10 protein-coding genes are annotated in these 12,065 nt (G+C 65.2%); 6 read left to right on the top strand and 4 right to left on the bottom strand.

What is annotated here, in order from left to right; all coding sequences use genetic code 11:
• Positions 1–74: 74 nt before the first annotated feature.
• Positions 75–2,036, top strand: coding sequence for an acetoacetate--CoA ligase (locus tag VF673_RS07610; RefSeq protein ID WP_440291482.1), 1,962 nt, complete (start codon positions 75–77; stop codon positions 2,034–2,036).
• A gap of 4 nt (positions 2,037–2,040) precedes the next feature.
• Here the strand turns inward: VF673_RS07610 and VF673_RS07615 are convergent, their stop codons facing one another.
• On the bottom strand, positions 2,041–2,913 hold the full coding sequence (locus VF673_RS07615) for a cache domain-containing protein (protein WP_440291483.1): 873 nt from the start codon (positions 2,911–2,913) through the stop codon (positions 2,041–2,043).
• A gap of 205 nt (positions 2,914–3,118) precedes the next feature.
• Positions 3,119–4,015, bottom strand: coding sequence for a LysR family transcriptional regulator (locus tag VF673_RS07620; RefSeq protein ID WP_440291484.1), 897 nt, complete (start codon positions 4,013–4,015; stop codon positions 3,119–3,121).
• A gap of 135 nt (positions 4,016–4,150) precedes the next feature.
• On the opposite strand from VF673_RS07620, the gene VF673_RS07625 reads away from it, so the two are divergent.
• From VF673_RS07625 to VF673_RS07645, 5 genes are all read left to right on the top strand, one after another.
• Entirely contained in the window at positions 4,151–5,659 is a 1,509-nt protein-coding gene (locus VF673_RS07625; RefSeq protein ID WP_440291485.1) for a CoA-acylating methylmalonate-semialdehyde dehydrogenase, read from the top strand.
• 51 nt (positions 5,660–5,710) lie between these two features.
• Positions 5,711–6,484, top strand: coding sequence for an enoyl-CoA hydratase (locus VF673_RS07630; protein WP_440291486.1), 774 nt, complete (start codon positions 5,711–5,713; stop codon positions 6,482–6,484).
• A gap of 227 nt (positions 6,485–6,711) precedes the next feature.
• Positions 6,712–7,605 (top strand): 3-hydroxyisobutyrate dehydrogenase, encoded by an 894-nt coding sequence (gene mmsB, locus VF673_RS07635; protein WP_440291487.1) that lies wholly within the window; start codon positions 6,712–6,714, stop codon positions 7,603–7,605.
• Positions 7,602–8,666, top strand: a complete 1,065-nt coding sequence (locus VF673_RS07640) for an enoyl-CoA hydratase/isomerase family protein (RefSeq protein ID WP_440291488.1) — start codon at positions 7,602–7,604, stop codon at positions 8,664–8,666. The genes mmsB and VF673_RS07640 overlap by 4 nt, the downstream gene beginning before the upstream one ends.
• Positions 8,667–8,679: 13 nt before the next feature.
• Positions 8,680–9,831: an acyl-CoA dehydrogenase family protein gene (locus VF673_RS07645; protein WP_440291489.1), complete on the top strand. Its 1,152-nt coding sequence runs from the start codon at positions 8,680–8,682 to the stop codon at positions 9,829–9,831.
• Positions 9,832–9,879: 48 nt separating this feature from the next.
• Here the strand turns inward: VF673_RS07645 and VF673_RS07650 are convergent, their stop codons facing one another.
• The gene (locus tag VF673_RS07650) at positions 9,880–10,518 is read right to left on the bottom strand and encodes a response regulator transcription factor (RefSeq protein WP_320330981.1); all 639 of its coding nucleotides are present in this window, start codon (positions 10,516–10,518) and stop codon (positions 9,880–9,882) included.
• A gap of 2 nt (positions 10,519–10,520) precedes the next feature.
• A complete protein-coding gene (locus tag VF673_RS07655) occupies positions 10,521–11,993 on the bottom strand; it encodes a sensor histidine kinase (RefSeq protein WP_440291490.1) in 1,473 nt (490 codons plus the stop codon).
• Positions 11,994–12,065: the final 72 nt, after the last annotated feature.

A 12,065-nucleotide genomic window follows, 5' to 3' on the forward strand; every position in this document is an offset into this window, starting at 1 on the left:
AGGGTACCAGGGTAAACCCGAGGCTGGACCTACACAGGCCTGGCGCAGGAACAGCTCAGAACAGGAGTAGCAGCATGCCCCACCCGCTCTGGATACCAACCCCCGAACGCATTGCCCACAGCCGGATGGACAGCTTCCGCCGCCATGTGAACCGGCAGTTCGGCCTGGCGCTGGAGGATTACGCCCAGCTGCATGAGTGGAGCATCCGACAGCGCGGCGACTTCTGGCAGAGCCTGGCCGAATTCTTCGGCGTTCACTTCCATACTCCTGCCACCAGCGCCCTCGAAGAAAACGGCGACATGACCCGGGCGCGCTGGTTCAGCGGCGCCGCGCTGAACTACGCCGAGCATCTGCTGCAGGGTGATGACCGGCAAACCGCGCTGATCAGCCGGGACGAGGGCGGTCAGCGTGTTGAGCTGACCTATGCCGAGCTGCGCGCCCATGTTGCCGGCCTGCAGCGCAGCCTGCGCGGTGCAGGGGTCGGCCCCGGCGACCGGGTCGCGGCTATCCTGCCCAACGGCTGGCAGGCGATAGTCGCCCTGCTGGCCACCAGCAGCCTGGGCGCAGTCTGGTCTTCCTGCTCGCCGGACTTCGGCAGCCGCGGCGTGCTCGACCGCTTCGGCCAGATCGAACCCGCCGTGCTGATCGCCTGCGGCCGTTACCGCTATGGCGGCAAGGACGTGACGCTGGGGCTGCGGCTGGACGAGGTGCTGGCCGGACTGCCGAGTCTGCGCCAGCTGGTGCTGGTGGATGGCGACACTGATGACCGGCGCCCCAGCCCCAGCCCCAGCCCCAGTCCCGTCCCGGTACAGGACTGGCAGGATTTCTATCAGCCCGGCGGCCAGCCGGACTTTGCCGCCCTGCCCTTCGATCACCCGCTGTATATTCTCTACTCCAGCGGCACCACCGGGGCGCCGAAATGCATAGTGCACCGCGCCGGTGGCGTGCTGCTGCAGCATCTCAAGGAGCTCGGCCTGCACACCGACCTGCGCAGCGGCGAGCGACTCTTCTACTACACCACCTGCGGCTGGATGATGTGGAACTGGCTGGTCTCCAGCCTGGCACTGGGTGCAACCCTGGTGCTCTATGACGGCTCGCCCTTCCATCCCGCGCCAGGCCAGCTGCTCGACCTGATCGACGAGGAGTCCATCGCGGTCTTCGGCGTCAGCGCCCGTTACCTGGCGGCATTGGAGAAACAGGGCCTGCATCCGGCAGACAGCCACCGGCTGCACAGCCTGCGCTGCATTCTCTCCACCGGCTCGCCGCTGTCAGCCGAGGGCTTCGACTACGTCTACCGGTCGTTCAAGGCGGACGTGCAGCTGTCCTCCATCTCCGGCGGCACCGATATCGTCTCCTGTTTCGCCCTCGGCAGCCCGACGCTGCCGGTGCGGCGCGGCGAGCTGCAGGGCCCGGGTCTGGGAATGGCGGTGGAGGTATGGAACGATCAGGGCCAGCGCGTCTTCGACGAGAAGGGCGAACTGGTCTGCACCGGGGCCTTCCCCAGCATGCCGCTGGGCTTCTGGCGCGATGAGGATGGCAGCCGCTATCGCGCCGCCTACTTCGAGCGTTTCCCCGGGGTCTGGGCCCATGGTGACTATGCCGAGCAGCGGCCCCACGGCGGCCTGATCATCCACGGGCGCTCGGACGCGGTGCTCAACCCCGGCGGCGTGCGCATCGGCACCGCGGAAATCTACCGGCAGGTGGAGCGTATCGACGAGGTGCTGGAATCGGTCGCCATCGGTCAGCAATGGCAGGGGGATGTGCGCGTGGTGCTCTTTGTGCAGTTGCGTGAGGGGGTGGAGCTGGACGCCGCGCTGGAGCGGCGCATCCGCGAGGAGATCCGCCAGCACGCCAGCCCACGGCATGTGCCGGCACGCATCGTTGCGGTGCAGGACATACCGCGTACCCGCAGCGGCAAGATAGTGGAGCTGGCCGTGCGCAATGTGGTGCACGGCCAGCCGGTGAACAATACCGAAGCCCTGGCCAACCCGGAGGCGCTGGACTGCTACCGCGACCGGGTCGAGCTGCAGAGCTGAGACATCACTCGGCCTGCTCGCCCTCGGGCTTGTAATAGCCCACGGCGACCAGGTAGCTGCCTACCCGACGGGCAAAGGCGTGCTTGGTCTCGACTTCACCGGTGATGGGATGCTCCCACTGGTAGGCGAACTCGATGGCACCCTCGGCATTGACCCGGGTCAGATCCTCGGCACTGATCGGACGACCCACGCGGTTGGCCAGGGCGCCCAGATCGCGACCCACCAGGCGCAGGTTGGAGCCATGGGCGACGATACGCTGGCTGTCCATCTCGACCACGAAGACGTAGAGGTCGTCCTTGTAGAAGCGCTCATCCAGTGCGTTGATCGCCTTGAAGGTTTCCCGTGCGTCGGCTCCGACCGCCTCAACCGCCGAGTTCAGCAGCTGCAGCGCCTCCTCCGAGGTGGCACGCGGCCGGTAGTAACCCACCGCCAGCACCGTATCCCCTACCCGCTGGAAGTACACGTGCTTGGTGATCTTGCGGCCAGCGGTGTCCCAGCTGCCCCAGGGATAGTCCGCCTCGAGGATCTCATCGCCCGGAGGCATGCTGAGCGCCTGCTGGAACTTGGGTTTGAGCTCGTCATCGATGCTGTTCATGATGTCGCGCCCGATCAGCATCACCGACGGCCCGCCGCTGGCCAGCATGATACCGTTGGTGTTGATCGCGAACACATAGAGACCGTCCCTGACAAAAGGTCCCTGACGACTGAACACCGCCAGCGCCTTGTCGCCGTTTTCCTTGTAGTAGTTCACCGCATCGGTGAGCAACGCCTTGGCCTTGGCCGCTTCGTCGTCATCCTGCGCTTGCGCGTGTACAGCTCCAATGCCCATGATCACAGACAGCAGAGCAATCCCCCACATCCTCCAGGTTTTCAGCATTTCATCGTCCTCGGAACACTATATCGGTCTGCGCAGTATTAACCAGAACAAGCATAAAAACCACGTTTGGCCTTGCGACTCGGGCAGTCCGCTTCGACCATCTCGCGCAGCAGCGGAGCCCGGCGGGTATGACAGCGTAACAGCGTTCAGACAATACGCTCTTCAAGAATCAGTCGGACTATGGAGAGCACGAGGCGTGCAAAAGCTAGCCTGCCACCCCCATCAACCGCCCCCGCTCCCGCTCCGCCTGCTCCCTCAGAAAATCCCAGGTCACCCGCATCCTGGCGATATCCTTCAGCTCGATCGGCATCAGCATCCAAAAGGTCCGAATAAAGCGTACCTGTGCCGGCATGATCAGACTCAGGCGCGGGTCCTGATCGGCGGTGAACGCCGGCAGGATGCCCAGCCCGGCGCCGGCGGCGATGGCCTCCTGCTGCGCCAGCACACTGGTACTGCGCACTCCGACCGCGCCGGAGCCGGCAATCTCGTCGAGAAACAGCAGGTCCTTGCTGAACACCAGATCGTCCACATAACTGACAAAGCGGTGCTTTTCCAGATCACTGCGGCTGTTGATCGGCCCGTGCGCCTCAAGGTAATCCTTGCCGGCATACAGGCGCAGCACGTAATCACTGAGCTTGGTGATGATGAAGGGCCCGCGCTCGGGGCGCTCCAGGGTAATGACGATATCCGCCTCGTGGCGGGACAGGCGCACCGCCCGGGGCAGCGCCAGCAGGTCCAGGTTGAGATCGGGGTGGCGCTGGCTGAGTTCGCTGAGCTGGCCGGCCACCAGCATGGTGCCGTAGCCCTCGGTGGCACCGATGCGCACCTGTCCGGAGAGGCTGTCCCCGGGGCTCGGCAGGGCCTGTTCGATGCGCACACTGGCCCCCTCCATCAGCTCCACCTGGGGCAGCAGACTGCGGCCGGCCTCGGTCAGGGTGTAGCCATTGGTGTCACGGATGAACAGTGCCACCCCCAGGCTCTTCTCCAGCGCCTGCAACCGACGGGAGACGGTGGTGTGGTCGACGCCGAGACGGCGGGCGGCGGCGGTGAGGCGTCCCGCCCGGCTTAATTCCAGAAAAAACCGCAGGTTATCCCAATCCATAACACGTCCTGCCCGGCATCCTGTGCATAAATGCAGACCCACGGTGCGAATGAGCCAATTGTTTGTTGTAAAAACGCACTGCTACTATCCATGACATCTTTCAGCACCACAAGGGCCAGAGCCCAGAGGCGACCAATGAGTAATAACAATATCCCTACCATCAAGCTCCTCATCAATGGCGAGTTCATCGAGTCCAAGACCGACCAGTGGCGCGATGTGATCAACCCGGCCACCCAGGAAGTCCTAGCCCGCGTGCCCTTCGCCACCCCGGATGAGATCAACGCCGCCGTGGCCAATGCCAAGGAAGCCTTCAAGACCTGGCGCAAGACCCCGATCGGTGCCCGCGCCCGCATCTTCCTCAAGTATCAGCAGCTGATCCGCGAGAACATGAAGGAGCTGGCCGCCATCCTCACCGCCGAGCAGGGCAAGACCCTGGCCGATGCCGAAGGTGATGTATTCCGTGGTCTGGAAGTGGTCGAACACGCCTCGGCGGTCGGCAACCTGCAACTGGGCGAGCTGGCCAACAACGTGGCCGGTGGCGTCGACACCTACACCCTGCTGCAGCCGCTGGGCGTCTGCGCCGGTATCACCCCGTTCAACTTCCCGGCGATGATCCCCCTGTGGATGTTCCCCATGGCCATCGCCACCGGTAACACCTTCGTGCTCAAGCCCTCCGAGCAGGACCCCATGGTCACCATGCGCCTGGTCGAACTGGCGCTGGAAGCCGGCATTCCTCCGGGCGTGCTGAACGTCATCCACGGCGGCGTGGACGCGGTGAATGCCATCTGCGACCACCCGGACATCAAGGCCGTGTCCTTCGTCGGCTCGACCCACGTCGGCACCCACGTCTACAACCGCGCCAGCCAGGCCGGCAAGCGCGTGCAGTGCATGATGGGCGCGAAGAACCACGCCATCGTCATGCCCGATGCCAACAAGGAACAGACCCTGAACAACCTGGTGGGCGCCGCCTTCGGTGCCGCCGGTCAGCGCTGCATGGCCCTGCCGGTAGTGATCCTGGTGGGCGAGTCGCGCAACTGGCTGCCGGAGCTGGCACGCAAGGCCCAGACCCTCAAGGTCAGCGCCGGCACCGAGCCGGGCACCGACGTCGGCCCGGTCATCTCCACCGCAGCGCTGGAGCGCATCAACGGTCTGATCCAGAAAGGCATCGACGAAGGCGCCGAGCTGGTTCTCGACGGCCGCAACCCGGAAGTGCCCGGCTACGCCGATGGCAACTTCGTCGGCCCGACCATCCTGGCTGGCGTCAAGCCCGGCATGAGCGTGTACGACACCGAAATCTTCGGCCCCGTGCTCTGCGTGATGGAAGCCGACTCCCTCGACGAGGCGCTCGATATCATCAACGCCAACCCCAACGGTAACGGCACCGCCATCTTCACCCGCTCCGGCGGTATCGCCCGTCGCTTCCAGGAGGATATCGACGTGGGTCAGGTCGGCATCAACGTGCCGATTCCGGTGCCGGTCCCGCTGTTCTCCTTCAGCGGTTCGCGCGGCTCCAAGCTTGGCGACCTGGGTCCCTACGGCAAGCAGGTGATCCTGTTCTACACCCAGACCAAGACCGTCACCGCACGCTGGTTCGATGACGACGAGCAGGCCGCTGCCGTCAACACCACCATCACCCTGAAATGATGTACCGGGCCGGTCGCCCTGAGCGACCGGCCCCTTCGCAGGAGCAATGACATGAGTTTTGAAACCATCCTGGTCGAAACCCGCGACCGTGTGGGTCTGATCACCCTGAACCGTCCCCAGGCGCTGAACGCCCTCAATACCCAGGTGCTGGATGAGCTGAACCAGGCGCTGGACCAGTTCGAGAACGACCCCGCCATCGGCTGCGTGGTGCTGACCGGTTCCAGCAAGGCCTTCGCCGCCGGTGCCGACATCAAGCAGATGGTCGACCTGCAGTACCCCGGCGTGTTCATGGATGACTTCTTCTCCCCCGCCGACCGCATTGCCAACCGCCGCAAGCCGCTGATTGCCGCCGTGGCCGGTTATGCCCTGGGTGGCGGTTGCGAACTGGCGATGATCTGCGACTTCATCTATGCCGCCGACAACGCCCGCTTCGGCCAGCCGGAAATCAACCTCGGCGTGCTGCCGGGTATCGGCGGCACCCAGCGTCTGACCCGCGCCATCGGCAAGGCCAAGGCCATGGAAATGTGCCTGACCGGCCGCCAGATGGATGCCCGGGAAGCCGAACAGGCCGGCCTGGTAGCCAGGATCTTCCCGGTCGACCAGCTGCTGGAAGAAACCCTGAAAACCGCCCAGGTCATCGCCAGCAAGTCGCTCCCGAGCGTGATGATGACCAAGGAATGCGTCAACCGCGTATTCGAGACCAGTCTGGCCGAAGGCGTGCGCTTCGAGCGTCGGGTGTTCCACTCGATCTTCGCCACCGCCGACCAGACCGAGGGCATGCAGGCCTTCGTCGAGAAGCGCCAGCCGAACTTCAAGCACAACTGAGCGGGCGCGCGCTGCGCGCCATTCGCCCCGAGGGCGGGGCTCCCACAGCGGTGTGTAGGAGCAGCGCCCCCGCTGCGAACGGCGTGCAAAGCACGCCCAGGGAACAGCCCGCCCACGGGCAGGGCCCACAGCGGTGTGTAGGAGCGGCGCCGGAACGCCGGACCGCCCCGCCGCGAACGGCGTGCCCAGCACGCCCAACCGCCTGACAACAACAACGAGGCAACCACATGAAAATTGGCTTTATAGGACTGGGTAACATGGGCGGGCCGATGGCCCGGAACCTGCTCAAGGCAGGGCATCAGCTCACCGTATCCGACCTCTCCCAAAGCGCCGTCGCCGGCCTGGTCGAAGCCGGTGCCACCGCCGCCGCCAGCATCGCCGAACTGGCCCGCAGCCACGTCGAGATGATCATCACCATGCTGCCCGCAGCGCCCCACGTGAAAGGAGTCTACCTGGGCGAAGACGGCCTGCTGGCCCATGTCGCTCCGCATGTGCGCCTGATCGACAGCTCCACCATCGACCCCATGAGCGCCCGCCAGGTAGCCGAAGCCGCCGCCGCCCGTGGCAACAGCCTGATCGACGCGCCGGTATCCGGTGGCACCGGCGGCGCCACCGCCGGCACCCTGACCTTCATGGTCGGCGGTGACAAGGCCGACTTCGACGCCGCCCTGCCGGTACTCCAGGCCATGGGCAAGAACATCGTGCACTGCGGCCCGACCGGCAACGGTCAGGTGGCCAAGGTTGCCAACAACATGCTGCTGGCCATCACCATGATCGGCACCGCCGAGGCGATGAACCTGGGCGTGTCCCTGGGCATGGACCCGGCGGTACTGGCCGGCATCATCAACACCTCCAGCGGCCGCAACTGGAGCTCCGACACCTACAACCCCTACCCCGGCGTCATGGACAACGTGCCCGCTTCCCGCGGCTACACCGGCGGTTTCGGTACCGACCTGATGCTCAAGGACCTGGGGCTGGCCACCGAGGCCGCCAAGCAGGCGCGCCAGCCGGTCATCCTCGGCGGCCTGGCCCAGCAGCTGTACCAGACCTTCAGCAGTCAGGGTAACGGCGCGCTGGACTTCTCGGCGATCATCAAGCTGTACAACGGAGCAATCAAATGAGCGAGCAGACTGTACTGGTCGAGGTGCGCAACAGCGTCGGTCACCTGACGCTGAACCGGCCGGCCGGACTCAACGCTCTGAACCTGGACATGGTGCGCCAGCTGCGCAGTCAGCTGGACGTCTGGCTGCAGGACGATGGCATCAAGGCGGTGGTACTGCGCGCCAATGGCGAGAAGGCCTTCTGCGCCGGCGGCGACATCCGCGGCCTGTACGACAGCTACCTGGCCGGCGACGGCATGTACATGACCTTCTTCCGCGAGGAATACGCGCTGGATCAGCTGATCCACGCCTATCCCAAACCGGTCCTGGCGCTGATGGACGGCTTCGTGCTGGGTGGCGGCATGGGTCTGGCCCAGGCCGCATCCCACCGGGTGATCACCGAACGGGTAAGAATGGGTATGCCCGAGACCGGAATCGGCTACTTCCCGGATGTCGGCGGCAGCTATTTCCTGCCCCGCCTGGAAGGCGCCATCGGCCAGTACCTGGGCATCACCGGCTCGCACATCCGCGCCGCCGATGCACTGTATTGCGGTCTGGCCGACCACTGCCTCGGCAGCGAGCTGCTTGGCGAGCTGGATCAGGCGCTCGATAGCATGCAATGGACCGACGAACCTGCCAGCGATCTGGATACACTGCTGCGCAAACGCGCATCGCAGAAGATCCCCGGCTCGGAGATCAAGGCCATGCGCTCGGCGATCGATCACCACTTCAGCCAACCGGACATGCAACGCATCCGCACCTCGCTGGCCGCAGAAGACTGCCCCGCCTACCAGGACTGGGCCGAACGCACCCTGGCCGCTATCGACAGCAAGTCGCCGCTGGCCATGAACGTCACCCTGGAGCTGCTGCGTCAGGGCCGCGAACTGAGCCTGGCCGACTGCTTTGCGCTGGAGCTGCACCTGGATGCCCAATGGTTCGCCAAAGGCGACATCATGGAAGGCGTCCGCGCTCTGATCATCGACAAGGACAAGAACCCCAGGTGGAATCCCCCCACCCTGGAAGAAGTCAGCCCGGCCCGGGTTACGGAATTCTTTGCCGGCTTTGAACCAGGCCAGGTCTGAGGGAGACAGATAAATGCACGATATCGAACTCAACGAAGATCAACGCATGATCCGCGACATGGCCCGCCAGTTTGCCCAGAGCGAGCTGGCTCCCCGGGCCGCCGAGTGGGACAAGTCCGGCTGGATCGACGATGCCGTGGTGAGCCAGATGGGCGAACTCGGCCTGCTCGGCATGGTGGTACCCGAGGAATGGGGCGGCAGCTACGTCGACTATGTCGCCTACGCCCTAGCGGTCGAGGAAATCGCCGCCGGCTGCAGCGCTACCGGCGCCATGATGAGCATCCACAACTCCGTGGGCTGCGGCCCCCTGCTCAACTTCGGTACCCCCGAACAGCAGGAAGCCTGGCTGCCGGAGCTGGCCGCCGGCCGCAAGATCGGCTGCTTCGCGCTGACCGAGCCCCAGGCTGGCTCAGAAGCCAACAACCTGCGCACCCGCGCGGTACTGGAAAACGGCGAGTGGGTGCTCAACGGCGCCAAGCAGTTCGTCAGCAACGCCAAACGCGCGCACCTGGCCATCGTCTTCGCGGTGACCGACCCGGAACTGGGCAAGAAAGGTCTGTCGGCCTTCCTGGTCCCCACCAACACCCCGGGCTTCAAGATCGAACGCATGGAACACAAGATGGGCATCCGCGGCTCGGACACCTGCGCCGTAACCCTGGACAACTGCCGCATCCCCGAGGCCAACCTGCTCGGCCCCCGCGGCAAGGGTCTGGCCATTGCCCTGTCCAACCTGGAAGGCGGCCGCATCGGCATCGCCGCCCAGTCCGTGGGTATCGCCCGTGCGGCCTTCGAGGCGGCGCTGACCTACGCCCGCGAACGCACCCAGTTCGGTGTCCCCCTGACCGAGCACCAGAGCGTGGCCAACATGCTGGCCGACATGCACACCCGCATCAACGCCGCACGCCTGCTGATCCTGCACGCCGCGCGCCTGCGTACCGAGGGTGTACCCTGCCTGTCGGAAGCCTCCCAGGCCAAGCTGTTCGCCAGCGAGATCGCCGAGCAGGTGTGCTCCCACGCCGTGCAGATCCACGGCGGCTACGGCTATCTGGAGGATTACCCGGTGGAACGGCTGTACCGCGATGCGCGCATCACCCAGATCTACGAAGGCACCAGCGAAATCCAGCGCCTGCTGATCGCCCGGGAGCTGAAGAACTACCCGCTGTAAACGCATATCGGGCAACCGCAAGGGTTGCCCGGTCCATCGGCCCGATCCTCAGCGTGGCTGCAGGGTAAAGGGTTCCACCAACCCCACTCCGATACACATTCCTACCAGTGCCGGCAGGCTGTCGGCCTGCATGCGCTTCATCACCCGCGAGCGGTAGAGATCCACGGTCTTGACGCTGATGCCCAGCTGCTCGGCTATCTCGCGGTTGCTGCGGCCCTGCACCAGCGGCAGCAGCACGTCCCGCTCCCGTGGGGTGAGCTGATCCAGGCGCTGCTGTACTTCGCTCGCCTGTGGCCCTGCGGCGGCGGGACGCGCACGCTGGCGCAGGGCCCGTTGCACGCTGTCCAGCAGCAGCTGCTCGTTGTAGGGCTTTTCGATGAAGTCCACCGCCCCGGCGCGGAAGGCGCGTACCACTATGGGTACATCGGCATGGGCGCTGACGAAGATCACCGGCAGCTGACTGCCGCGCTCGCGCAGGGCGTCCTGCACCGCCAGCCCGCCCATGCCGGGCATGCGGATATCCAACAGTACGCAGGCCGGTATGTCTTCGCTGCAGCTGTCGAGAAAGGCCTGGCCGGAGGTGAAGGGCACCGCCTGCAGACCTACCGATTCCAGCAGCCAGACGGTGGACTCCAGCATGCCCTGATCGTCGTCCACCACATACACGCGCTGCGGATGCATCTCCATATTCACTTCTCCGTTACCTGTTCCTGTGCGGGCAATACAGGCAGCCAGCCATGCAGGCACAGGCCGCCGGTCTCGGCCGGGCGCGCTTCCAGCCCGCCGCCGAAGCCCTCGATGATGCTTTGACTCATGGACAGCCCCAGTCCCAGGCCGTCTTCCTTGCTGGTGAAGAACGGCGTGAACAGGCTGGCCTGTTGTTCGGGGGCCAGTCCCGGCCCCTGGTCGGTGACTTCCAGATGCACCCGGCGCTCGTCCCCGCTCAGCGTCAGCCAGATCCGCGAGGGCCAGTCCGGGTGGGTTTCCTGATTGGCCTCGATGGCATTGCGCAGCAGGTTGAGTAGCACCTGCTGGATCAGCACCGGGTCCACGTGCACATCGGGCAGTTCGGCCGGTATCTGCTGGATGATCTCCACCTGCTGTTGCTGGGCCTCCCAGGCGCAGAGTCGCAGCGCATCGGCTGCCAACTGCGCCGGATTGATGCGCTGCGCCTTGCGCGGCCCCTTGCGCAGAAAGGCGCGCAGGCGCTTGATCACCTCGGCGGCATGCTGGGCATGACTGTTGATGCGCTCCAGCCCCAGGTTCAGGCGCTGGACCAGCTCGGAATCGGCCTGCAGTGCCGTGAGATACCGCTGACTGGCGCTGGCGTAATTGACGATGGCCGCCAGCGGCTGATTGATCTCATGGGCGATGCCCGAGGCCAGCTCGCCGAGGGTGGCCAGGCGCGTGGCATGGGTCAGCTCCTCCTGCAGGCGCCGGTTGTGCTCCTCGCTGCGCACCCGTTCGGTGATGTCCCGGGACACGCTGACCACCTCCACCACACTGCCGGTATAGGTCTCGCGAATGGCCCGGCTGGCGGTCTCGAACCACAGGTAATGGCCGTCCCTGTGGCGGATGCGGTAACTCAGGGTGAGGTAGCCGTCCTGCTCCAGCGCCCGGGAATAGCGCTGCACCAGTTCATCACGCTCCTGGGGGTGAATCAGCTCCTGGATGCGGGTGCCGCGCAACTGCTCCGGCCAGTAGCCCAGAAGAGCCCAGGCCGCCGGGGAGGCGTCGAGGAATTCGCCGCCAGGTGTGTGCCGGGAGATGAGGTCGGTGGTGTTCTCGATGATCAGACGATACAGCCGTCGCGCCTGCTGCGCCTGCTGAAAGGTACTCAGGGTCTCGGTGGCATCCCGGGCACGCCCCTGCACATGGCCGTCGCCGAGGGCAAAGAAGCTCCACAGCAGCTGCCGTCCGTCGGGCACCGCCACGCGCACATCCTCGATGGCACGCTGTTGTTCCAGCACCGCCTGAACCAGATGGGCGAGGTTTTTCGGCAGCAGCAGATCGGGCGCCAGCCCGGCGCTGAGCCAGGCATGCATGGCTGGATTCCAGTCACACAGACGGGCACGGCCGTCCAGCACCACCGCCGGCTGGGGGTCTGCAGCGGGCAGCCACCAGCCTCGTGCTGGGGCGGCGTGTTTATTCTTATCAGGCATGCATCACCTTATAGGATAACTACTATACCACCTTAGTAATACTTCCAATCTGTTAACGGATAGCCTATAAAA

This window comes from Halopseudomonas sp. Lyrl_26 (assembly GCF_051948695.1).
Lineage (GTDB): Bacteria > Pseudomonadota > Gammaproteobacteria > Pseudomonadales > Pseudomonadaceae > Halopseudomonas > Halopseudomonas formosensis.